General features: G+C 66.7%; 16 protein-coding genes. 8 read left to right on the top strand and 8 right to left on the bottom strand.

The window, feature by feature from the left end; all coding sequences use genetic code 11:
• Positions 1–3 precede the first annotated feature (3 nt).
• Together C7401_RS15845 and C7401_RS15840 are read right to left on the bottom strand one after the other, a co-directional pair.
• Entirely contained in the window at positions 4–1,110 is a 1,107-nt protein-coding gene (locus tag C7401_RS15845) for an AI-2E family transporter (protein WP_112172332.1), read from the bottom strand.
• A gap of 382 nt (positions 1,111–1,492) precedes the next feature.
• The gene (locus C7401_RS15840; protein ID WP_112172331.1) at positions 1,493–1,858 is read right to left on the bottom strand and encodes a hypothetical protein; all 366 of its coding nucleotides are present in this window, start codon (positions 1,856–1,858) and stop codon (positions 1,493–1,495) included.
• Positions 1,859–2,362: 504 nt separating this feature from the next.
• Between C7401_RS15840 and C7401_RS15835 the strand changes: the two genes are divergently transcribed.
• Together C7401_RS15835 and C7401_RS15830 are read left to right on the top strand one after the other, a co-directional pair.
• Positions 2,363–3,091, top strand: coding sequence for a type IV pili methyl-accepting chemotaxis transducer N-terminal domain-containing protein (locus tag C7401_RS15835; protein WP_244314873.1), 729 nt, complete (start codon positions 2,363–2,365; stop codon positions 3,089–3,091).
• 23 nt (positions 3,092–3,114) lie between these two features.
• Complete coding sequence (locus C7401_RS15830; RefSeq protein WP_112172329.1) at positions 3,115–4,509, top strand: MFS transporter; 1,395 nt, start codon at positions 3,115–3,117, stop codon at positions 4,507–4,509.
• A gap of 45 nt (positions 4,510–4,554) precedes the next feature.
• Here the strand turns inward: C7401_RS15830 and C7401_RS15825 are convergent, their stop codons facing one another.
• Together C7401_RS15825 and cobA are read right to left on the bottom strand one after the other, a co-directional pair.
• A complete protein-coding gene (locus C7401_RS15825; protein WP_112172328.1) occupies positions 4,555–5,277 on the bottom strand; it encodes a response regulator in 723 nt (240 codons plus the stop codon).
• 475 nt (positions 5,278–5,752) lie between these two features.
• On the bottom strand, positions 5,753–6,538 hold the full coding sequence (gene cobA, locus C7401_RS15820; RefSeq protein WP_112172327.1) for a uroporphyrinogen-III C-methyltransferase: 786 nt from the start codon (positions 6,536–6,538) through the stop codon (positions 5,753–5,755).
• Between the two features lie 630 nt (positions 6,539–7,168).
• On the opposite strand from cobA, the gene nirB reads away from it, so the two are divergent.
• From nirB to C7401_RS15805, 3 genes are all read left to right on the top strand, one after another.
• Positions 7,169–9,745 carry a nitrite reductase large subunit NirB gene (gene nirB, locus C7401_RS15815; protein WP_112172414.1) on the top strand — a complete coding sequence of 859 codons (2,577 nt, stop codon included), beginning with the start codon at positions 7,169–7,171 and terminating at the stop codon, positions 9,743–9,745.
• Between the two features lie 28 nt (positions 9,746–9,773).
• Entirely contained in the window at positions 9,774–10,133 is a 360-nt protein-coding gene (gene nirD, locus C7401_RS15810; RefSeq protein WP_112172326.1) for a nitrite reductase small subunit NirD, read from the top strand.
• 84 nt (positions 10,134–10,217) lie between these two features.
• The gene (locus C7401_RS15805; protein ID WP_112172325.1) at positions 10,218–14,429 is read left to right on the top strand and encodes a bifunctional nitrate reductase/sulfite reductase flavoprotein subunit alpha; all 4,212 of its coding nucleotides are present in this window, start codon (positions 10,218–10,220) and stop codon (positions 14,427–14,429) included.
• A gap of 415 nt (positions 14,430–14,844) precedes the next feature.
• On the opposite strand, the gene C7401_RS15795 is transcribed toward C7401_RS15805, so the two are convergent.
• The 3 genes from C7401_RS15795 to C7401_RS15785 form a co-directional block, all read right to left on the bottom strand.
• Positions 14,845–16,251, bottom strand: coding sequence for an alkaline phosphatase family protein (locus tag C7401_RS15795; protein WP_112172323.1), 1,407 nt, complete (start codon positions 16,249–16,251; stop codon positions 14,845–14,847).
• 204 nt (positions 16,252–16,455) lie between these two features.
• The gene (locus C7401_RS15790) at positions 16,456–17,793 is read right to left on the bottom strand and encodes an MFS transporter (protein WP_112172322.1); all 1,338 of its coding nucleotides are present in this window, start codon (positions 17,791–17,793) and stop codon (positions 16,456–16,458) included.
• 94 nt (positions 17,794–17,887) lie between these two features.
• Complete coding sequence (locus tag C7401_RS15785; protein WP_112172321.1) at positions 17,888–19,459, bottom strand: sulfatase-like hydrolase/transferase; 1,572 nt, start codon at positions 19,457–19,459, stop codon at positions 17,888–17,890.
• Positions 19,460–19,758: 299 nt separating this feature from the next.
• Between C7401_RS15785 and C7401_RS15780 the strand changes: the two genes are divergently transcribed.
• A complete protein-coding gene (locus C7401_RS15780; RefSeq protein WP_224044295.1) occupies positions 19,759–20,253 on the top strand; it encodes a MarR family winged helix-turn-helix transcriptional regulator in 495 nt (164 codons plus the stop codon).
• Positions 20,254–20,283: 30 nt separating this feature from the next.
• Here C7401_RS15780 and C7401_RS15775 read toward each other — a convergent pair whose 3' ends face one another.
• Positions 20,284–21,204 carry a LysR substrate-binding domain-containing protein gene (locus tag C7401_RS15775; RefSeq protein ID WP_112172319.1) on the bottom strand — a complete coding sequence of 307 codons (921 nt, stop codon included), beginning with the start codon at positions 21,202–21,204 and terminating at the stop codon, positions 20,284–20,286.
• Between the two features lie 175 nt (positions 21,205–21,379).
• Between C7401_RS15775 and C7401_RS15770 the strand changes: the two genes are divergently transcribed.
• Positions 21,380–22,690 carry an MFS transporter gene (locus C7401_RS15770; protein WP_112172318.1) on the top strand — a complete coding sequence of 437 codons (1,311 nt, stop codon included), beginning with the start codon at positions 21,380–21,382 and terminating at the stop codon, positions 22,688–22,690.
• 46 nt (positions 22,691–22,736) lie between these two features.
• The gene (locus C7401_RS15765; RefSeq protein ID WP_112172317.1) at positions 22,737–24,422 is read left to right on the top strand and encodes a thiamine pyrophosphate-dependent enzyme; all 1,686 of its coding nucleotides are present in this window, start codon (positions 22,737–22,739) and stop codon (positions 24,420–24,422) included.
• The last annotated feature ends 2 nt before the right edge of the window (positions 24,423–24,424 follow it).

Raw genomic sequence — 24,424 nt, 5'->3', positions numbered from 1 at the left:
GCTTCAAGCCTTTTGCTCTTCCCGTGCGCGTTCCGCTTGAGGCTGGTCCCGCACCCAGCGCCAGAACAACTGATAGCCGACGGCCAGCATCACCGGGCCGATGAAGAGGCCGATCACGCCGCCCGTGACCATGCCGCCCAGCGCGCCGATCAGCACCACGGGCATGGGCACCGCGACGCCGCGGCCGAGCAGCATGGGCTTGAGCACGTTGTCGGCGAGCCCGGCCACGAACTCGTAGACCGAGAACACGATGGTGGCGGTGCTCACGCCTTGCGTCATGATCACGAAGATGATGACGGGCACGGTGATGAGCGTGGCGGGCAACTGCATGATGCCGATCAGCAGCACCGCGAGCGCGAGCAGCCCCGCGCCCGGTATGCCCATCACGATGAACCCGATGCCGATCAGCAGCATCTGGATAAAGGCGATGCCGACCACGCCCTGCGCCACGGCGCGAATGGTGGACGTGCAAAGCTCGGCGATCTGCGCGCCGTTTTCCGGACCCGAGATGCGAGAGGCGATTTGCACCGCGCTGCCGTGGCCTTTCTCGCCGTATGCCATGAGAATGCCGGCCACGATGAGCGAAACGAAGAACACCAGCAGCGCCGCGCCCAGACCGGTGACGGTGCCGAGCAGCCCGAGCCCGGCGGCCTTCAGTTGCGGCGCGAACCGCTGCACCAGCCCGGTGAGATCGGTCGAGGCCTGCAACCAGAAGTCGTACACGCGCTGCCCGATGACCGGCCAGCCGGTTATCGAATCGGCGGGCGGCGGAATGTGGAAGGTGCCGCTCTTCGCGACGCTCATCGCATGTTCGATCGAATCGGCCACGGCCACGCCGAGCAGGTAGGTGGGCGCGAGAATCACGCCGAACGCTACGAGAATGATGAGCGTGGAGATCAGGCCGTCCTTGTTGCCGAAGGTGCGCCGCAAGCGGACTTGCAGTGGATAGAGCGTGACTGCGAGGATCACGGCCCAGACCATGAGGTCGAGGAACGGCGCGAAGATGCGGAAACAGAACATTGCCAGCACGGCAATGAGCGCGGCGCGAATCAGGACATCGAGCAAGTCCCGCGATTGCGCCTTTGGCGTTTGACTCGTGGGCAGCAGCATTGTTGGTCTCCTCGCAGGTTGCCGCGAGGGATCCCCGACGGCAAACCAGGCACGCCGCGGTGCTCGTGTCGAGCCATCCGTGGCTTCTCTCGCCATCTGGCGACGCCGTCGCCAGAACCCAGGTAGTACGAGAAACTGTCCGCCGACATGCGTTGTTTCCGCAGGCTCCATCCCTCTTGCGAACACGACCCCATGATGTTCGCAATCACCTTGTTGCATCTCTTCAGGCACCGCTATACGCACGCTGATCTGAGTCTAGATCAAGCGGGAAAAAGCGGCAATAAACGTGCCGCCCGCATTTGCACAGCGAGCAATCGCGCTAATTGGCTGCTTAAGACGCGGCCGCGCGAATGATTTTTATTCGACGCTCACGCTTGCTGGTTCAATGGCCGGGTCCGCTCGACGGCTCGCAACTCAATACGAGGTGGTCGCCGGTACTGCCGGCGCTAAGCGCTGCATTGTGAAAATCGTGGCTGCCACAGCGCCACTCGGCGAGATAGTCGTTGCGACACCCGCCCGATTGCGCGGCGATGACCGAGAGCGGATAGCTGCATGTGCGCAGACCGTCGCAGTGTTGCGCGAGGTCGTGCGTGGCGTTGCCGCGCGGTGCGCCGCAATTGCCGCCATACGTGCCCGAGACAATGGCGATCGACGCTTCATTCGCGCCGGCCACCGCGGACGAGACCAGCAGACCGCCGATGGCGACGGCCACGCATGCGCCCACGAGGGCGATATCGGTTGGTTTCATGATGCACCTCCCGAGCCGACGCCGCGTGCGCGACCACGCAAACTCGCGCGCGAGGCGCGGCTTCCAGTCGACGCTTTCATCTTAGCGCGCACACGCCCGGCGTTGGTGCGAGGCTACGTTGCAGTGCACCAGCAGCAAACACCGCAGGCACATGAATGGTGGCGCGCCGCTCGCGTGCGCGGCGGTGGCGGCGCGGCTGCTTAAACGGGGCCGCTTTGTGCAAACCCGCGCCAGCGGGGCTTCGCGGCGTCGTGCGTGACCCAGGCCACGAGATGGCATGCCTATTGCTTATTAAGCTGCGGGGCCAATGACGGCTCCAACGAATTGCAATGTCCCGCGGCGTGCGGGAACGATCAGGTCAGGCGGGGCAACGGCGTCCCGAAGCAACACCCCACGGCACAAGCGTGCCTGGCGGGTGCGCTTCGGGACGTTTTTTTTTGCCCTGTGAGACCCATCGAGCCAGGCGAGTCACTGACAGGTCCATTTGCACTACTAAAGATGATCATGCGGGAAACGACACACAGCGTCTCTGGGGAAATCGTCGGCGAGCTCATCAATCTGGCCGGGCGCCAGCGCATGCTCTCGCAGCGCATTGTCCTGCACGCGTTGCTCGGCTCGCGCGGCGACCCCGCCGCCGTTGCTGCGATTGCCATCGCACGCGAATGCCTCGCGACGTTCGCGGCCTCGCACGCACGCATCGTGGAAGGCGACGACCACTTTCCCGGTGTGTTCTCGCCCGCGCTGCGCGAGCTGTATTTCGGCGCGCGCAAGGCCGACGAACGCATTCGCGCCTTCATGAAGCTCGCCGCGCACGCGCTCGATGGTCTCGAACGCTCGCGGCACGACGACGCGGCGCGCGAAGCCGCGCTCGCGCGGCTCACGGCCGAAGCCACGCCGTTGCTCGAACTGCTGCAAGTGCTCACGCAGGCCTATCAGGACGAAATGCGCGGCGTGGAAGCCGCGGCCGCGAAACGCCAGGCGGGCATTGTCGACGAGCTTGCCACCATTTCGCTGCGCGCGAACATCGTCGCGCTCAATGCGCGGGTGGCCGCGGCGCGCGCCGGGCAGTTCGGCCGCGAGTTCGCCGTCATCACGGCCGAGCTGGCCGACGTGATCGGCGAGATGGACCGCCTCGTGCAAGGCGTCGTGGGCAAGCGCGAGACAAATTCCATTGCGCCCGAGCGTAATTTCGGAATCCGAATTCAACGGATGCATGCCCGCGCTGCGGGTTGAGATCCATTACTGGGGAGAACCTCGTGAAAGACCTGGCAAGTTCGCTCAAGAGCGGTAACTGGCGCGCGCTGATAGCGTGCTTCCTGTACTTCGACACCGGCTTCACGGTCTGGGTGATGTTCGGCCCGCTCGCGCCGTTCATCCAGAAGGACATCAAGATGACGCCGGCCGAACTGGGCCTGCTCGTCGCGGTGCCGGTGCTCGGTGCGGCCATCCTGCGCGTGACGCTCGGCAACCTGTACCAGGCTTACGACGGCCGCCGCGTCGCGCTGCTCGGCATCGCGCTCTCCGCCATTCCCGCCGCCGTGCTGCTGCTCATGCCCGGCACGCCGTCCTATACGACGTTGCTCGTGCTCGGCGTGCTGCTGGGCGTGGGCGGCGCGAGCTTTGCCGTGGCGCTGCCGATGGCGGGCAGCAATTATCCGCCCAAGGTGCAGGGACTCGTGCTCGGTCTCGCCGCGGCCGGCAATATCGGCGCGGTGCTCGACGGCTTCCTCTTTCCCGGCCTTGCCGCCCACTTCGGCTGGGCGCGCGCCACGGGTGCGGCGCTGCCGCTGCTCGCGCTCGCCGCAACAGCCGTGGCCTTCTGGGCACGCGATCTCGGCCAGAAGTCGGGTAGCGCGGCGCAGGCATTGCGCTCGTTCTTCATCACGCTCGCCGGCCTCATCGCGCTCGTGCTGGCCGTGCATGCCGGCGTGTTCGGCGCGGGCAAGACCGGCGTGCTGATCCTGCCGGTGCTCGGCGCGCTGCTCGCCATCGCCGTGTTGCCGCGTCACTATCGCGCCGTGCTCACGCAAGGCGACACGTGGGTCGTGATGCTCGTGTACAGCATTACGTTCGGCGGCTTCGTCGGCATGTCCTCGTATATCTCGACGCTGCTCATTTCGCTCTACCAGGTGCCGAAGCTCGAAGCGGGCGTGGTGATGTCGCTGCTGGCGCTGACCGGCGCGATGGTGCGCCCGCTGGGCGGCCTGATCGCCGACCGCATTTCGGGCGTGCGTGCACTCGTGCTGCTGCTCGCCGCGATTTCCGTGTGCGACTTCGCGTTCGCGCTGTGGATGCCGCCGTTCGCGGCCGGTGTCGCGCTGCTCGCGTTCACGTATGTGTGCTTCGGCCTGGGCAACGGCGCGACGTTCCAGCTCGTGCCGCGCCGCTGGCAGGGCCGCACGGGCCTCATGTCGGGCATCATCGGCGCGGCGGGCGGCATTGGCGGCTTCTATCTGCCGGTCATCATGGGTATCGCCAAGGAAAGCACGGGCAGCTACCAGATGGGTTTCGCCACCTTCGGCGCCATTGCCGCCGTCGCATTCGGGCTTGTCGTGCTGCATCGCGCCCGCTGGCTCGAATGGGCGCTGCCGCAGGAACCGGCGATGGCCCCCGCCGTCGTGCAGGGTGCACAGGCGAGCGCAGGCAATTAACGCTGCAAGCGCGATCCGGCGCGAGGCCGGGTCGCGCTGCAACCCTTACCGTTCGTGCGCTGCCTGAAGGGTTGGCTCCGCAGTCGGTTCGCACAACGGAGCATCGCGTGCACGCAGGATATAGCCGATGCCGCGCAACGTGAGGATCTGCGCGCTCGACGGCGCGAGATGCTTGCGCAGGCGATGAATATAGATGTCGATCGCGTCGCGGCTCGGTTCGTCGTCGAGGCCGAAGATGTTCTCCATGAGCGTGTGCTTCGATACCGTGCGGCCCTGGTGCAGCATCAACGCTTCCAGAATCGCATGCTCGCGACGGCGCAGGCCAAGGCGCGTGTCGTTGTGACGGAACTCGCGCGTGTCGGAGCGATAGTGCAGGTCGCCGCAAGTCAGGCGCGCGCTTCGGTCGGCGAACTGCCGGCGTATCAGCGCCTTGATGCGCGCCAGCAGTTCGCGCGTATCGAAAGGCCGTACGAGATAGTCGTCGGCGCCCGCCTCGAAGCAGTCGACCTTGTCTTCGATCGAGCCGTGGACGGTCATCATCATCACCGGGATGTTGTCCTGCCTGCGACGCAATCGGGTCAGCACGGTTTTGCCGCTCATGCGCGGCAAGTGCATTTCGATTATCACGAGGTCGTAGCGTTGTGTTTTCAGCAACGAATCGGCGGCTTCGCCATCCGCCATCCAGTCCACCGTGAAGTTTTCTTCACGCAACAGGCCGCATAGCCAGCGGCCGAGTTCGACATTCTCTTCGACGAGCAACAGCTTCATTTTTTTGTCCCATGCTTGGGCCGGTCCGGCTTGCGTACCTCCGCGACGAACGCCATTCACGACGTAATACACGAAGTGACCCAGAGCGCGAAGGGGAGGCTGCATGGCCGGCTCGCAATGATGGGCCGACTGCACGATGCCGCCCGCCGCATTAGATGGCTGAATTCTAGCGACGTGAACCCTTCCTCACGCTTTCACAGAGGAAGCCAAAACATCCGGGATTTCCATGAGGCGCGTAGGAGCGCGGTAGGAGAAAGGTCAGGCGATGGTTAATATGACAGCGGTTGATCGCAATTGGCTTACTGAATGGTGATTCGATTTCAAGTTGAAAGTTTGAATAATGGAAACCGGTTTTTCTGCATCTGGAATATTGATTGACTACGTGCGATGCTGAAAAATAAGTCGATATCCTAAGTATTTTGACCAGGAAAGCCCGCCCCGATCGTATCCGATCGAGGCGTTCTCGATCGGGCGATCAAGCGATCAGGCGCTGCGGTGTCTGCCCCGCATCTTCGTCGTAGCCCACGCCGAACGATGCGTGCGAGAGGCTGAACGAAGCCGCCTCGCCAATGGCCTTGCCCACGAGAATGATGGCGGGGCTGCCCAGTCCGGCCGCCTGGGCTAGCGCTGCGATCGTGCCGAGCGTGCCTGTTGCGCGCCGCTCTTTCGTGCTGCCCGCCCATTGCACGACGGCGGCGGGTGTGTCGCTCGCGAGCGTGGCGGCGAGCGTCGCGCACAGCGACGCGATCCGGCTCATGCCCATATAGATGGCGAGCGTCATGCCGGTTGCGGCGAGCGCGGTCCAGTCGGGCTCGCTATGGTCGCGCAAATGCGCCGTCACGAAGATCACGCCCTGGCAATGGTCGCGATGCGTGAGCGACACACCGAGCCCCGCCGCCGCCGCAAACGCCGAGGAAATGCCGTTGACGATTTCCACTGTCACACCCGCGCTGTGCAGCGCCGCGAGTTCTTCGCCCGCGCGGCCGAACAGCAGGGCGTCGCCGCCTTTCACGCGCACCACGTGCAGGCCGCGGCGCGCATAGCGCTGCATCAGACGCTCGATGAAGGCCTGCGGCGTGGAGCGGCAACCGCCGCGCTTGCCCACGCGTATCACACGCGCCTGGGGCGCGAGCGTGACGATTTCCGGGTTCACGAGATCGTCGAGCAGCACGACGTCGGCGCTCGCCAGCGCCCTGGCCGCTTTCAGGGTGAGCAGCTCGAGGTCGCCCGGACCTGCGCTCACCAGCGTGACCTTGCCCATAGCCATCGTCTTGTCCTTTCGCGTTGCGCGCGCCCACTGTGAAAGTGGGCGCGCCATAAAACAAATGGCGTCCGCTCGCCGCTTGCGACGAGGGGACGCCATTGTCCGGTTTGCTCGATGGGCGGCGCGCAGCGACGCCCGGGGTGTGCAGCGCCCGGCATCGTTGCCGGACGCCTTCCTTTACGCAAGTTCCAGACCAGCCCGCATGCATGCGCGGCCGTTGCCCGCCGGCGGGGCGCGCCCCGATTGACAACGTCGCAGCGTGCACAGTCAGGGCGCACAGCGAAAGTGCTGCACGGCACCAATCTTGTGCCGGCCTGCATCACAATGCGCTCACGCGGGCGGTGTGTGGCGAACGGCACGCAAGCCTTCCACGCCCGCCGCGCGGGGCGTTTCGCGCGATGGCGGCAACTTGGCATGGTGCTTGCGTAATGCTCTACCGCAAGTGCCACAGCGGATCAATGGCGATCCGGCCGCAAGACCACAGCGCGGCGCACGACAATTTTCGTATTTTGGGCAACGGCGTCCCCCGAATCTGGCTTCCTTATGCAAGCTGGAATCGCGGGACGCCTTTTTTATTGGCAGGGGCTCATGGTGCAAGCAACGAACGCAGTGAACAGCTCGGCCGCGATGGAGATCGTCGTCGTCGGCCATGGCATGGTGGGCCACAAATTCCTCGAAAGCATCCTGGCGGACGGCGCGCTCGACTCAAATGTCACTGCGCGCGTGACCGTGCTCTGCGAAGAGCCCCGTCCCGCCTACGACCGCGTGCACCTCTCGGAATTCTTCGCGGGCAAGTCGGCGGACGATCTTTCGCTCGTGGCGCCTGGCTTCTTCGAGCGCGAGAACGTGCGCCTCGTGCTCAACGCCAGGGCCGTGGCGGTCGATCGCGCCGCACGCACCATCACGGTGTCCAACGGCGAGACGCTTTCGTACGACAAGCTCGTGCTGGCCACCGGTTCCTCGGCGTTCGTGCCGCCCATCGCGGGCAACGACCGCGCCGATTGCTTCGTCTACCGAACCATTGCCGACCTCGAAGCGATGCAGGCGCGCGGCGCGCACGCGAAGACGGGCGTGGTGGTGGGCGGCGGCCTGCTCGGCCTCGAATGCGCGAAGGCCCTGCGCGACCTGGGCCTCGAGACCCACGTGGTGGAATTCGCCCCGCGCCTCATGGCGGTGCAGGTGGACGACGACGGCGGCCGCATGCTGCGCGGCAAGATCGAAGAACTCGGCGTAACCGTGCACACGCAGAAGAACACCACGGCGATCGTGGACGGCGAAACGGCCGCGAACCGCATGCAGTTCGCCGACGGCACGCACCTCGACGCCGACATGATCGTGTTCTCGGCCGGCATTCGTCCGCGCGATGAAATCGCGCGCGCATGCGGCCTCGATATCGGCGCGCGCGGCGGCATCGTGATCGACGACCAGTGCCGCACGAGCGACGCGAACATCTACGCCATCGGCGAATGCGCGCTCTGGCAAGGCCAGATCTTCGGTCTCGTCGCCCCTGGCTACGACATGGCGCGCATCGCCGCCAAGGCGCTGGCGGGCGAGGCCTCGACCTTCGCGGGCGCGGACATGAGCACCAAGCTCAAGCTCATGGGCGTGGACGTGGCGAGCATTGGCGACGCGCACGGCAAGACGCCCGGCAGCCGCTCGTACCGCTACGCCGACGAGCGCCGCCAGGTCTACAAGAAGATCGTGGTGTCCGATTGCGGCAAGAAGCTGCTCGGCGCGGTGATGGTGGGCGACGCGAGCGAGTACGGCACGCTGCTCCAGATGATGCTCAACGGCATCGAGTTGCCCGAGTCGCCCGAATTCATGATCCTGCCGCAAGCCGACGGCAAGGCCAAGCCCGCGATCGGCGTGGAGGCATTGCCGGATGCCGCGCAAATCTGCTCGTGCAACAACGTTTCGAAGGCCGAAATTTGTGCGGCCGTGCGCGAAGGCGCGACCACCATCGCAGCGGTGAAGGGCGCGTGCAACGCCGGTACGTCGTGCGGCGGCTGCGTGCCGCTCGTCACGCAGGTCATGAAGTCGGAGATGAAGCGCCAGGGCCTCGCCGTCAACAATCACCTGTGCGAGCACTTCCGTTACTCGCGCCAGGAGCTGTATCACATCGTGCGCGTGGAGGGCATCAAGACCTTCAGCGAACTGCTCGCGAAGCATGGCCACGGTCTGGGCTGCGATATCTGCAAGCCCGCCGTGGCCGGCATTCTCGCCTCGTGCTGGAACGAATTCGTGCTGAAGAAGGAGCACGCGAGCCTGCAAGATTCGAACGATTACTACCTCGCCAACATCCAGCGTGACGGCACCTACTCGGTGGTGCCGCGCATGCCCGGCGGCGAAGTGACGCCCGAAGGCCTCATCGCCGTGGGGCAGGTCGCGAAGAAGTACGGCCTTTACACGAAGATCACGGGCGGCCAGCGCGTGGACCTCTTTGGCGCGCGCGTCGAGCAATTGCCCTTCATCTGGGAGGAGTTGATCGGCGCGGGCTTCGAATCGGGGCACGCCTACGGCAAGGCCCTGCGCACGGTGAAGTCGTGCGTGGGCTCGACGTGGTGTCGCTATGGCGTAGGCGATTCGGTGGGCTTCGCGATCGAACTCGAAAACCGCTACAAGGGCCTGCGCGCGCCGCACAAGATCAAGTTCGGCGTGTCGGGCTGCACGCGTGAATGCGCCGAGGCGCAGGGCAAGGACGTCGGCATCATCGCAACCGAGAAGGGCTGGAACCTCTACGTGTGCGGCAACGGCGGCATGAAGCCCCGCCACGCGGAACTGCTCGCCGCCGATCTCGATCAGGCCACGCTCGTGCGCTACGTCGACCGTTTCCTCATGTTCTACGTGCGCACGGCCGACCGCCTGCAACGCACGAGCGTGTGGCGCGACAACCTCGAAGGCGGCCTCGACTATCTGATCGACGTGGTCGTGAACGACAAGCTGGGCCTCGCCGCCGAACTCGAAGCGGAAATGCAGCTCGTGGTGGACACCTACGAATGCGAGTGGAAGAAGGCCGTGACCGACCCCGAAACGCGTCGCCGCTTCCGCCACTTCGTCAACAGCGATGCGGGCGACCAGCACGTCACCTTTATCGAGGAGCGCGGCCAGATTCGTCCGGCCACCCCCGAGGAGCGCACGCAATGCCCGCAACCGGCGCGTCATGACGCGTTGGCAGAGATTCCCGTAGTCGTCGAAACCGTCTGATTCCTTTTATCGAACCAAGGAGTGCGCCATGACTCACCCGACTCAAAGTGACCGCAACCCGAGCCACTGGATTCCCGTCTGCACGCTCGACGACATCGTGCCGAACACCGGCGTCTGCGCGCTCGTGAAGGGCGAGCAGGTCGCCGTGTTCCATGTCGACGACGGCGACGCGCGCGTGTACGCCATCGGCAACTACGACCCGAACTCGCATGCGGCGGTGCTCTCGCGCGGGCTCGTGGGCAGCTTCGGCGAACGCATCGTGGTGGCCTCGCCCATCTACAAGCATCACTTCGACCTCAGCACCGGCGAGTGCATCGAAGCGCCGCAGCATTCGGTCAATGCGTTTGCCACGCGCGTGGAAAACGGTCAGGTGTGGATCGCCGCCTGATGATTTGACTGACGTGAGCCAGGCGCGGCGTGCATCATGCGCCGCGCGCCCTGAATCTGTTTCAAGCTGAGATTGATCGACCGCATGAGCCGCGAGAGCGTAAAAAGCGTTTGCCCGTACTGCGGCGTAGGCTGCGGAATGATCCTGCACGTCGAGGACGGCCAGGTCGCGAAAATCTCGGGCGACGCCGAGCATCCGACCAATTTCGGTCGCCTTTGCACGAAGGGCTCGTCCGCGCACGTGGCGCTGCGCAAGTCCGGGCGGCTAGAGCGCGCCTTCGTGCGCCACGCGCGCGACGAAGACCCGGTGCCGCTGCCGATCGCGCAGGCGATCTCGGACACGGCGCGCCGCCTGCGCGCCACGCTCGACGCGCACGGCCCCGACGCGCTCTCGTTCTATGTTTCCGGGCAGATGTCGATCGAGGCGCAGTACCTCGTGAACAAGCTCGCCAAGGGCTTCGTGCGCACCAACAACATCGAATCGAATTCGCGCCTGTGCATGGCGAGCGCGGGCAGCGGCTACAAGCTCTCGCTCGGTGCGGACGGGCCGCCGGGCTCCTACCAGGACTTCGAGAAGGCCGACCTGTTCTTCGTGATCGGCGCGAACATGGCGGACTGCCACCCCATCCTGTTCCTGCGCATGATGGACCGCGTGAAGGCGGGCGCGAAGCTCATCGTGGTGGACCCGCGCCGCAACGCCACCGCGGAGAAGGCATCGCTCTTCCTGCAAGTCGCGCCGGGCACCGACCTCGCGCTGCTCAACGGTTTGCTGCACCTGCTGCACAAGAACGGCCATACCGACGCCGACTTCATTGCACAGTACACCGAAGGATGGGACGCGATGCCCGCGTTCCTCGAAGATTACACGCCGGAAAAGGTCGCCGGAATCACGGGTCTTGCCGCTGACGACATTCGCCGCGCCGCGCAGATGATCGGCGACGCGCCCGAGTGGATGAGCTGCTGGACCATGGGCCTGAACCAGAGCACGCACGGCACGTGGAGCACGAATGCGATCTGCAATCTGCATCTCGCGACGGGCAAGATTTGCCGCCCCGGCAGCGGGCCGTTCTCGCTCACGGGCCAGCCCAATGCGATGGGCGGGCGCGAAATGGGCTATATGGGGCCGGGCCTGCCCGGCCAGCGCACGGTGCTTGCCGAGGAGGATCGCGCGTTCGTGGAAGCGGCATGGGGTGTCGCGCCCGGTACGCTGCCCGTGAAGGTGGGCGGCGGCACCATCGACATGTTCTCGCGCATGGCGCAGGGCGAGATCAAGGCGTGCTGGATCATCTGCACGAACCCGGTGGCGAGTGTCGCGAACCGGCAAACGGTGGTGGCGGGCCTGAAGGCCGCCGACCTGGTGATCGCCCAGGACGCTTTTCTGGACACCGAAACGAATCAGTACGCCGACGTGCTGCTGCCCGGTGCGCTCTGGGCCGAGGCCGAGGGCGTCATGATCAACTCCGAGCGCAACATGACGCTCATGCAGCAGGCGGTCGAGCCGCCCGGCGAGGCGCTGGCCGACTGGCGCATCATCGCGCGCGTGGCCTGCGAGATGGGTTTTGCGCACGCGTTCAGCTATGAAAGCGCTGCCGAGGTATTCGACGAAATCACGCGTTTCGCGAACCCGAAGACGGGCTACGACCTGCGCGGCGCGAGCTACGCGAAGCTGCGCGAAACGCCGCTGCAATGGCCGATTGCGCCCGAGTCGGCGAACGACCGCAACCCGCTGCGCTATGTGAACGACGGCGTGAGCCAGACGCTCAAGGAAAACGCGGACGGCACGCGCCCGCGCATTGCCTTCGCCACGCCGCACGGCAAGGGCGTGTTCTTCGCGCGTCCGCACGTGGCCCCGGCGGAACTGCCCGACGGCACGTTTCCCGTGGTGTTCAACACGGGACGGCTCCAGCACCAGTGGCACACCATGACGAAGACGGGCAAGGTGCCGATGCTCAACAAGCTCAACCCCGGCCCCTTCGTCGAGATTCATCCGGAGGACGCCAGCGCGCTCGGCATTGCCGCGAAGGATCGCGTGGAGGTGCGCTCGCGCCGTGGGCGCGTGGTGCTGCCCGCGGTCGTGACCGAGCGCGTGCGGCCCGGCAACTGTTTCGCGCCGATGCACTGGAACGACGTGTTCGGCGAGGAACTGTGCGTGAACGCCGTCACGAGCGACGCGATCGATCCGGTTTCCCAGCAGCCCGAACTGAAGTTTTGCGCGGTCGCGCTCACGCGCGTCGGCCCCGCGTCCGCGCCGCGCGAGACCGCGCGCACGCCGGACGCCGCTGATGCACCGGCTGCCCCGGCCGCTGTGGCCGCTGTGGCCACTCAGGCCGTCAACCCGTCTCAGGAACACGACATGTCCCGTATCGATGCCTTCTCGACGCTACTCGGTCTCGACGACGTAGCCGCGCCGCAACTGGGCGAACCGGAACGCCGGTACCTTGCGGGTTTCGTCGGCGGCCTGCGCTCGTCGCGCTCATTGCCATCGGACGAGGCCATCGGCGTGCCGATGCTGCCCGCGCACGCGCCGTTTCCCGCCGACACGCGCGTTTGGCTTGACGGCCTGCTCGCGGGCCTCTTTAGCCGTGCAGAGCCCGCTCATGCTGCGCGCGCCGGCTCGCTTGCCGCACCGCAAGCGCCGGAGGAAAAGCCTCATGGCGTGCGCATCGCCCATACGCGCCCGAAGGTCGTGCTGCTGTGGGCTTCGCAAACGGGCAATGTCGAGTCGCTCGTCGAACGCTACGCTACGCAACTGATGGAATCGGGCTTCGAGATTCGCACGGCTTGCATGGCCGACTACTCGCTCGCCAGCCTCGAAAAGGCACAGTACGTACTCCTGATGACGAGCACGTTCGGCGACGGCGACGCGCCCGACAACGGCGAGGCCTTCTGGAGCGCGCTGGCTGCGCAGAGCGCACCGCGTCTCGCGTCGCTGCGCTTTTCCGTGCTCGCATTGGGCGACCGCAACTACGACCAGTTCTGCGGCCACGGCCGCAAGATCGACGCGCGGCTCGAAGCGCTGGGCGCCACGCGCCTCATGGAGCGCGTGGATTGCGACAGCGAATACCAGGGCGCCGCCGACGCGTGGCTCGATCGCATCGTCGTACGCATCAAGGAAGAAGACGCGGCGCTGCATGCGGTGCCCGCCGACGGCGCGATTCCCGAAGTGCTGCCCGGCTGCGCGGCGACCAAGGCGCGTCCGGCCGCCTCGCGCCTGCTGAAGAACGTGCGCCTGAACATGAGCGGCGCGACGAAGGACACGCGCTACTTCTCGCTCGCGACGGGCGAGGCAGGCCTCGAATACGAAGCCGGCGACGCACTGGGTGTATGGCCCACCAACTGCCCGGCGCTCGTGGACGAACTGCTCGGGCTCACGCGCCTTGCCGCCGACACGCCGGTGGCCGTGAGCGGCCAGGGCGAGATGCGCCTGGGCGAAGCGCTCAGCAAGCACTTCGAAATCGCGCGCCCGAGCCCCGATGCGCTCGCGTTCATCGCAAAGCGCACGCGCTCGGGCGGGCTGACCGATCTGCTCGACGAGGCGCGCAAGGGCGACCTGCGCAACTGGCTCTGGGGCCAGCAGCTTGCCGACGTGCTGCACGAATACCCCGTCGACCTGAGCGCGCCCGAACTGCTCGGCATGCTCAAGCGCCTGCAACCGCGGCTCTATTCGATCTCATCGAGCCCGAAGGCGCACGCGGGCGAAGTGCATCTGACCGTTTCGGCGGTGCGCTACAACAATGGCCGCCGCGAGCGCAAGGGCGTGGCCTCGACCTTCCTCGCCGATCGCGCGCTGGAGGGCAGCGTGCCCGTGTTCGTGCAGAAGAGCACGCATTTCCGCCCCCCGCGCAGCGGCGACACGCCGATGATCATGGTCGGCCCCGGCACCGGCGTCGCGCCGTTCCGCGCCTTCCTGCACGAGCGTCGCGCGCGCGGCGACACGGGCCGCAACTGGCTGTTCTTCGGCGAGCAGCACGCGGCCACCGACTTCTACTACCGCGACGAACTTGAGACGATGCGCAAGGACGGCCACCTCGACCGGCTCGATCTCGCGTTCTCGCGAGATCAGAGCGAAAAGGTCTACGTGCAGGACCGCATGCGCGAGCAGGGCGCGCAGCTATGGGCGTGGTTGCAGGAAGGGGCGCATCTCTACGTATGCGGCGACGCGAGCCGCATGGCGAAGGACGTGGATGCGGCGCTCAGGGAGGTGGTGTGCAGCCACGGCGGTATGAGCGCCGATGCGTCGCACGACTACATCAGTGCGCTCGGACGGGACAAGCGCTACGTGCGCGACGTTTATTGAAGGCGCGCGGCGCGGCTTTGGTCAGTCCGTGCGCCGGTCGTTTGCCTGCGCGCCACGTTTTTCGCGCGCGTGAGCGGCGCGTGCGCGTCGGGTCCGCGCCGGCGAAGCTTTCATCTTCATTGCCGAGCCCCGCATAAAGACCGCCCCGGCCGCCCTTGGCCGCGACGGGCTCGGGCAACAGGATGGCGATCAGGAACGTGAGGCACGAGCCTGCGAACACGGCCACCACACTCAGCGCGATCGACTCGAACATCCGCTCGCTCCCCGGCGGATTGATTCCCGCCGTTGCAATCTATTGTGCGCGGGGCGCGCGCCCACGTCCAAGACCTTATTCGCATCGATGCGCCCGCCTTATGAGTCATTCGGAAGTCATCCGGAGACCTTCGGGAGCGAGCCACCTGACGATGCTTCGCGCTCAGGGTTGCGGTGACGAAAGCAGATTGTTGAAGAAGTCCACCGCGTGCTGACGTGTGGGCGTGGACCCGAGCGCGGCCGCCGGGTCGAGCCCCGAGCGGCGCGCGGTGCCGCTTACGAGGCTTTGTTGCAGGTCGTTGAGCGGGCGCGCGAGACTCGTCGCGATGAAGCCGGTGGAAGGCGGCGCGGCGATTGTCGGCAGGTCCGTGCGGGGCGTGTCGAGCGTGAGCAGCGGGGCGAGCGTGGGCGCGGCCGCGACGCGCTGGCTCGCGAGCATGTCGGCCGGCGCGATGTCGAGCCAGTCGCGCAGGGTGGCGAGGATCGAGGTGTGGTCGTAGGGCGTCGTGCCCGCCGCGCGAAACACGGTGCCCGCGGCGATATATGGCGAGACCACCACGGCCGGCACGCGCACGCCGAAGCTGTCGAAGCCGTAGTTCTGGTCGCCGGGGTTGCTGGCGGCGTCGGGCGGCACGGCGTTCGCGGGCGGCAACACGTGGTCGTAGGTGCCGCCATGCTCGTCGTAGGTGATCACGAGCAGCGTTTCGGGCCACGCGGGCGACGTACTGATCGCGCTCCAGATGTCGTAGAGAAAGCGCTCGCCCGCGTAGACGTCGTGGGGCGGGTGCTGGTCGTTGGGGTCGAGCAGGAAGCGCGGCTCGATGAACGCATACTGCGGCAGCGTGTCGTTCTGGCAGGCGCTGACAAACGCGTTGAAGCGCTGGAAGTTCGGCTTGTACTTCGCGTCCCAGAGCGTGGGGAACATCGTGAGCGTGAGCGAGGGCGCGACGAGCGCGTCGCTGTACACGGCCCAGCTCGCGCCCACGTCGCCCAGCACGTTGAAGATCGTGCGGACCTGCCAGTCGAACGGGTCGGGCGGCGAGCCGTTGTCCACGTGGCCGTTCGAGGTGCCCGCGTGGGTGAATGCGCGGTTCGGCCAGGTCTGGCTCGGCACGGACGCGAACCAGGCATCCGAAACGGCGTACTCGCGCGCAAGCGTGGAGAGCACGTTCAATTGCCCGGCGCTGTGGCACTGCATGACCTGGCTTGCGTCCGTGGTCGCGGTCGACTCGTAGTTGAGCACGAAACCCGACATGGGCGAGTCGCCCTGCGCGTTGCCGAGCAACTGGATGCGTACGTTAGCGAACGTCTCCTGCGGGTCGGGGTCGGGGAGCGTGGCAGTGGTGGCCGGCATGCTGGCGAGGACCGTGCCGCCCGCTTTGGAGAGGTTGGAGAGGCCCGGCTTGAGTCCGTCGAACGGCGGCGGCGTGCCGCCGGCGGGCAGGAAATGCGCGGGCTGAGTGCCCCCGGTGCTTCCGGCGTCTCCCGAGTAAAGGCCGCCGAGCATCGTATCGAACGAACGGTTTTCGAACATCACGACGACTACGTGCTTGATGTTCTGCATGGGCATGGGTCTCTCCGTCACAAGGGCTGACGCAGAGTATTGGGGCAGGCGCGTTCATTCGGCAAGCTTCGGGAACCCTGGGAGAAGCGGGGCGATGCTGCGTGAATGGAGAGGAGCGCGAATTAAAGCGGATTGAAAGGCGAGGGCGGGCCAAGCCGGGCCCGTTGCCGCTTTTACCTTCGCCTTTCACTTTGCTTGTGGCATCGCGCGTTACTTCACCGCCGCCTGCCGCACGCCTCGCTCGACTTCCCGCCCCGGCGCGGGTACCGCGCGCAGCAGTACCACCATGCCGATGACGAGCAGCAACGCGATCACGGCGAAGCCCGAATAAAGGCTTCCGCTATAAGTCTTGAGCATGCCCACGAGCGAAGGGCTCACGGCCCCGCCGAGCGCGCCGATGGCCGTGATTGCCGCAATGCCGGCCGCGGCCGCGTTCTTGTCGAGGAACGCGGTCGGAATGGTCCAGAACACGCTCAACGTCGCATAGATGCTGAGCGAAGCCACCATCAGCAGCAGCACCGTGAGCACGATGCTGTGCGCGGCGAACGGCAGCAGCACGAAGCTCGCCGCCGTGGCGAGGCCGCAGCCGGCGGTGTGCCAGCGGCGCTCCATCAAGCGGTCGGAGCTGCGGCCGATGAGCAGGATGCCGATGGCCGTGCACACCGAAATGCCGCCGCTCAGCCAGCCGATCGACGAGACGTGCTCCACGCCCACCTGGCGCAGCAGCGTGGGAATCCAGAAGCCCACGGCGTTCAGGCCCATGAAGATGCAGAAGTAGATGCCGGCCATCACATAGATGCGCGGGTTCGCCAGCACGTCGCGCAAGCGGCCGTGGCCGTGAGGCTGTGCGCCCGCATGTCCGCCGCGTTCGGCTTCGAGCGCGGCGGCCACGCGTTCCTTTTCCTGGGCGCTGAGCCAGCGCGCGTCGGCGGGCCGGTCGTCGAGATAGAACAGCGCCATGAAGCCGAGCGCCACCGCCGGCACGCCTTCGATCAGGAACAGCCACTGCCAGCCGCGCAGGCCGAGCGCGTCGTGCAGATGGCTCATGATCGCGCCCGAGAGCGGGCCGCCCACGATACCCGCAAGCGGCACGGCCATCACAAAGAGGCTCATGATGCGGCCGCGCCGGCTGTCGGGGAACCAGTAGGTGAGGTAGAGCACGATGCCGGGAAAGAAGCCCGCTTCGGCTGCGCCGAGCAGAAAGCGCAAAACATAGAGCCCGGTTGCGTTCTGCACGAACATGAGCAGCACCGTGAGCAGGCCCCAGAGCGTCATGATGCGCAGCATCGTCTTGCGCACGCCAATGCGCGCCAGCAGCAGATTGCTCGGCACTTCGAACACCACGTAGCCGACGAAGAACATGCCGGCCGCGATGCCGAACACGGCGTCGTCGAGCTTGAGGTCTTGCAGGAATTGCAGCTTCGCGAAGCCGATGTTCACGCGGTCGATGAAATTGACCACGTAGCAGACGAACAGGAACGGCACGATGCGCCGCGCGATCTTGCGAAAAATGGCGTCCTCGTCGGAATGCGCGGGGGTGGCTTGCATGCGTTTGTCTCCTCCGGGGCTCGCCCGGTTTTGCCTCCCTGTCGTGGCGCAGGGTATGGCGGTGCTGTCGGTGTGTCGGGCCGGGGCTTGGCGCTCACCACTCGCCGAAGAACACGCCCCAGTCCTTGTGCGTGTTGGTTTTCGATTCGACGGTGGGCGTATCGACCGTCACGCGCTGCTTGAGCGCGCCGTGCCACTGCGCGAGCTTCGCGTGCATGCGCGTGCGTTCGGCCTCGTGGCTCGCTTCGGCGCCGAGATCGACGAACTCGTCGGGGTCGTTGGCGAGGTCGAAAAGCTGCGGGCGATAGCCTTGCCAGTACACGTATTTCCAGCGCTCGTCGCGCACCATCCAGCCGCGGCATTCGTCGGGCTTGCGCCCGAGCGTGAGGCGCGCGCCGCGAAAGCTGTAGTCGAGCTCCGAGACTACGTAGCTGCGCCAGTCTTCGGTTTGCGCGGCGTCGGCGCGCGTGAGCGGCAGGAGCGAGGCGCCTTCCACGCGCTCCTCGTACTTCGGCAGCCCGAGCGCGTCGAGCACGGTGGGCACGACGTCGACGCCCGAGACGAAGCGCGCCTCGCGCGTGCCGCGCGTGGTGTCGGCGGCGGCGGACGGATCGTAGACGATAAAGGGCACGCGCTGCACGGTGTCGTAGAACATTTCTTTCTCGCCGAGCCAGTGGTCGCCGAGGAAGTCGCCGTGATCGGCCGTGAAAACGATCAGCGTGTCCTGCCAGCGCCCGAGCTTCTCCAGCGTGTCCCACAGCTCGCCCAGGTGATCGTCGATCTGCTGGATCAAGCCCTGATAGACAGGGCGCACCGTGTTCGAGACTTCGTCGCGCGCGAAGTTGAGGCTCTCTTCATGCTGGTGATACGCGCCGAGCACCGGGTGCGGGTTGTCGCGTTCCGCGCGGCGGCGCACGGGCGGCAGGCACTGGTCGAGCGAGTACAGGTCGTGATAGGGGCGCGGCGCGACATACGGCCAGTGCGGTTTCACGTACGAGAGATGCAGCGTCCACGGCGTGTCGCCCTGCTGCTCGATGTAGCGGATCGCCTGGCGCGTCATGTATGCCGTTTCCGAATGCGGCTCGGCTACGCGCGCGGGCCAGCGCACGTTGCGCATTTTCCAGCCCGACTGCACCTTGCCCTCGTCGTCCTCGACGCTGATGACGAAATCGCTCCACGGGCGCTCGCTCTCGTAGCCGTGGCTGCGCAGGTAGGCCGGATAGCCGCTCTCGCGGCCGGGTTCGTGGTGGCCGTCGTAGCGGTCGAGTTCGAGGAAGGAACCCGTGCACAGGCGCTGGCCGAGTTCGCTGGCGCGCGCGATTTCGAGGCGGCGCATGCCGTGCTCGTCCACCTGCACGTGGGTCTTGCCCGCGAGCGCGAGCGTGCGGCCGTGGCGTTGCAGATACTCGCCGAGCGTGATCTCGCCGATCGAGAGCGGCACGCGGTTCCAGTTCGCGCCGTGGCTCGTCATGGTGCGGCCGGTGTAGTACGACATGCGCGACGGGCCGCACACGCCCGAGGTGACGTAGGCGTTGTCGAAGCGCACGCCGCGCGCGGCGAGGGCGTCGATGTTGCGCGTGCGCAGCCAGGGATGACCGTAGCAGCCGAGGTGATCGCGGCGCAGCTGGTCGCACATGATGAAGAGAACGTTGCGGGTGGCGGTCATGCGGGTGTCTCTCGCGCGGGGCGCGTGGTTGGTGTGGGTGCTCGTGTTGCGGGGCCTATGCGGGCGATGTTAGGGAAGCCGCCGACGATTGACCTAATCAAACGTATGTGCGGTTGCACAATGACATGGCCGGGCCAGGCTTGCGGCGTTGCGCGCCCACGTTTTCCCGCGTTCTGCGCCGTGCGGCGAAACGGCATAATGAGGGGCCGGACTGCCTTGTTCTCCGCGATTGCCTCGACTCCAACGTGCCGCGTTCCAAATCCGCCCCTCCTGCCGCGGCGCCGACCGCAAGCCCCGCATTGAAGAACCCGGGGCATATCGAAGAATTTCTGCTCTATCGCATCCATAATCTCTCGCGCATCGCCACCCAGGGCGTGGGCCTGATGTTTCGCCGCGAGATCGGCATCAGCCGTCGCGAGTGGCGCATCATCGCGTTCGTCGGCCGCTATCCCGAGCTGAGCCTCACGCATCTTGCGCAACTCGCGGCGCTCGACACCGTGGTGACGAGCCGCGCGGTCGCGCAACTCGTGAAGAAGGGGCTGGTCGCCAACCGGCGGCTGCCGTCGAACAAGCGCATCGTCGCGCTCGCGCTGACCGAGGCGGGGCTGGCCGTCTACGAGCGGGCGCGCGCGGCGGGGCTGCGCTACAACCTCGAATTCATGGATTGCCTGAGCGACGGGGAGGCGCAGCAACTCGACGCGCTGCTCACGCGGCTGGAGGCGCGCGCAAGCGAGCTGACGCGGCGCGAGGCGCAGCGCAGCGGCGTGGAACAGGAAGACGGCGACGGCGACTGAGCCGCTTGATCTGCCGGCTCAAATGACGATTCACGCGCCCCGCAACCCGCGCCCGATCTTCGCGTACGAAACGAGCATGGCCGCAAGCGAAGCCGCGATGGGCGCGAGCGGCGGGCTCGCGCGATGCACCACGCAAATCGTGTAGACCTTCTGCGCCTCGACTATCGGAATGCGCGCGAGGCCCTCGCGCATGAGGCTGTGCGTGAGCGCCGTTTGCGGCAGCGGCGCGAGCAGGTCGGTGCTCGCGATCAGCGAGAGCGTGTCGAACAGCGAATCGCACACCACGGCGATATTGGGCGGCCCGAGCCCGGCTTCCGCGAACAGGTCGACGATGCTGCTGCCGGGCACGCCCATGCTGTCGGCCACGCCCGTCACGATCCACTCGCAGTCGGCCAGCTCCCGTATCGAGCGGCAGTGCGCGCGCGGGTGGCCGCGCCGCCCGACGATGGAAGGCTCGGTGGGAAAGAGCGGAATGGTGTGCAGCCCGGTGTCGTCGAAGGGCTCGGGCACGGGCGTGACGGCAATATCGAGCTGGCCCGAGCGCACCGCGGGCAGCAGCGAATGCGCGAGACCGTGCTGCACATGCAGGCGCGCGCGCGGAAAGCGCCGCCGGAACTCGGGCAGCACGGCGGGCAGCAAGTGGATGGACGGCGCGGGTGAGACACCCAGATCGATTTCGCCCGCCTCGTCGCCGCGCAACTGGTTCAGGTTGGCCTCGGCGCGGTCGCACTCGCGCAGGATCACGGCCGCATGTTCGAGCAGGCTTTCGCCGAACGCCGTGAGCGCCACGCCGCGCGGCGTGCGCACGAACAGCTCGGCCTGCACCGATTCTTCGAGCCGCGTGAGGCTCTTGGTCAGCCCCGCCTGGGAAACGCCCAAGGCGCGCGCGGCCGCGCGCACGCCGCCGTGGCTCACGATCGCGCGGAAGTCGCGCAGTTGCTGGAGTGTCATCGTGCCGGGCCGCGTCCGGGCGGTCTGAGTGATCGCTAAAGGCGATCATGATAGCGAATTTTGACTTCCTTGGTTATCTCCAAAATGCCACGATTCGGGTCATCGGATCCCGCTCAGCCGGGAACGCCGCCCGGCAGCGAGCGGGGCGCGATAACGCCAACAGGAGGCTGGAGACATGCAGGAACTGCTCAAACATCGGCGCGTGATTTTCGCGTCGACCATCGGCAACGTGCTGGAGTGGTACGACTTCATCGCGTTCGGCTATCTGATGGGCGTGATTTCGCGCCACTTCTTCCCCGCCGGCGCGGGCGCCTCGGCCACGCTGCTCACGGCCGCGACCTTCGGCGTGTCGTTCGTCGCGCGCCCGCTTGGCGGCATCGCGCTCGGCATCTACGCCGACCGCGCGGGGCGCAAGGCGGCGCTTCTGCTCGTGATCGTCATGATGACGATCGCCACCGCGCTGATCGGTTTCGCGCCCACCTATGCCGAGGCCGGAGTCACTGCCACCGTCATCATGGTCGTTGCGCGTGTGTTGCAGGGCGTGTCGGCGGGCGGCGAATTCGGCAGTGCGACGTCGATGCTCGTGGAGTACGCACCCGCGAACCAGCGCGGTCTCTTCGGCAGCTTCCAGATGTTCGCGCAGGCCGTGGCGGGTGTGCTCGCCGCGCTCGCGGGCGTGCTCATCACCGAGGGGCTCACCACCGCGCAGCTCGAATCGTGGGGCTGGCGCCTGCCGTTCATGTTCGGCCTGCTGCTCGGGCCCGTGGGTCTGTATATCCGCCGCAGCGTGGACGAGCCCGAAGTGTTCCGCGCCACGCGCGATCGCGAGCCGCGCCTGTCCTTCGGACAACTGTTCACGGGCTACTGGCGCGAGATGCTGATTGCAGGCGGACTCGTTGCGGGCTCAACGATCATGCAGTTCGTCTTCAACATCTACATGCCCACCTACGCGGTGCAATACCTCCGGATGCCGGCCGCCACGCCGTTCATCGTGATCGCGGGCTCGGGCGTGGTGCGCATTCTCGCGTGCCCGCTGTTCGGCGCGCTCTCCGATCGCACCGGACGCAAGCGCGTGATCGCATGGGGCTTCGCGTTCTGCCTGCTGGCGGTGTGGCCGTCGTTCGCGTGGCTGAAGGCGGCGCCCACGCTCGCTACGCTGCTCGCCATCGAACTGCTGTTCGGCGTGCTCGGCGCGGCCGTGCTCGGGCCGCTTTCCACGGCGCTGGCCGAGATGTTTCCGGTGCGCGGGCGCTCCAGCGGCCTGGCGGTCAGCTACAACGTTTCGACCACGATTTTCGGCGGCTTCACGCCCTTCATCGTGACCTGGCTGATCGTCACCACGGGCGATCGCATGGCCCCGGCCTACTACGTGATCTTCGGCGCGGTGTGCGGGCTCGTGGCGACGTTCGCGCTGCCGGGCGTCGCCTGCATGCGGCGCATGGTTGCCGACTCCGGCGAGGCGCCCGACGCGGCGCTGCGCGGCTGATCTCACTCTCAACTCTCTTCGTTGTCACTACACAAGGATTCGACTCATGAACATGACAGGCGGACAGGCGCTCGTGCGCCAGCTCGTGCGCGAAGGCGTGACCGACATCTTCGGCATTCCGGGCGTGCAACTCGACTGGGCCGTGGAGGCGCTGCGCCAGCACGGCGACGCGCTGCGCTACTGGGTGCCGCGCCACGAACAGGCCACCGCCTATATGGCCGACGGCTACGCGCGCACCACGGGGCGCATTGGCGTGAGCATGGTGGTGCCGGGGCCGGGCCTGCTCAACGCCATGGCCGGACTCTCCACGGCGTACGCGTGCAATTCGCGCGTGCTGGCGATCAGCGGCAATATTCATTCGAGCGGCGTAGGCAAGAACTTCGGACTGCTGCATGAAATTCCCAACCAGAGCCAGGTGCTTGCGAGCGTGACGAAATGGCAGGGCGGCGCGCCTACGCCACAGGCCATTCCCGCGCTGGTGCGCGAGGCGGTGCGGCAGCTCAGGAGCGGGCGGCCGCGGCCGGTCGGCATCGAAATCTCGCACGACCTGCTCAGCGCCAGCGCCGATATCGCGCTGATCGACCCGCCCGCCAACGAAGACGACGCAGGCCGCGCGCGTCCCGATGCACGCGCCATCGACGAAGCCGTCGCGCTGCTCGAACGCGCGCGCTTTCCGGTGATTTACGCGGGCGGCGGCGTGCTGGCCGCGGGCGCGAGCGAAGCGTTGCGGCGCTTCGCGGAAAAGCTGCAAGCGCCCGTGGTGCTCGACGACAACGCGCATGGCGCGCTTTCCAGCCGCCATCCGCTTGCGCTCAACACGCTTGCGGGGCGCGCCGTGTTCGCCCACGCCGACGTGGTGCTGGTGGTCGGCAGCCGTTTTCTCGACATCATGACGCCGCAGCCTTCGTGGCCCGCCGCGGGCATCCGCTATATCTATCTGAATGTGGATGCGGCGGACTGGTCCGCGCCGCGTGCGCCCGGGCTCGGCATTGCCAGTGACGCGCTTGCCGGCCTGAACGCGCTGTGCGACGCGCTGGCCGACACGCCGCGCCGCGTGAGCGTGGACCTCGATCTCGTGCGCGCCTGGGCGCAACGCCAGGCCGACGAAATCGAGCCGCAAAGCGCCTATACGCGCGCGCTGCGCCGTGCGATACCCGACGACGGCATTCTCGTGAACGAATTGACCCAGGTGGGTTACTTCGCACGCCTGATGTATCCGGTCTACCAGCCGGGCACCTTCATCACGCCGGGGTACCAGGGCACGCTCGGCTACGGCTTCGCAACGGCGCTGGGCGCGGCGGCAGGCAATCCGGGGCGCGCCGTGGTCAGCATCAACGGCGACGGCGGCTTCGGCTGGAACATGCAGGAACTCGCCACGGCGCGCAAGTACGGGCTCGGTCTCGTGACCGTGGTGTTCAACGACGGCCACTTCGGCAACGTGCGCACGATCCAGAAGCAGACATTCGGCGAGAACATCGCCGTCGAGCTGTGCAATCCGCATTTCGACCGGCTTGCGGCGGCGTTCGACCTCGACTTCGAGCGCGTGCAGAACGCGGAACAACTGGAAGGCGCGGTGCGCAACGCGATTGCGGCGCGCGCGCCGGTGGTGATCGAGGCGCAGGTAGGCGAAATGCCGAGCCCGTGGCACCTCTTCCGCCTGAAGGCGCCGCTCAAGCTGGCGGGGCGCGAAGCGCCGCCGAATCCGCTCGGCGAGCCGGCGAAGGCGGCGTAAGG

The sequence above is a fragment of the Paraburkholderia unamae genome, assembly GCF_003268775.1.
Lineage (GTDB): Bacteria > Pseudomonadota > Gammaproteobacteria > Burkholderiales > Burkholderiaceae > Paraburkholderia > Paraburkholderia unamae.
The sequence above is the reverse complement of the archived record's forward strand: the minus strand, read 5'-3'. Positions and strand labels throughout refer to the sequence as shown.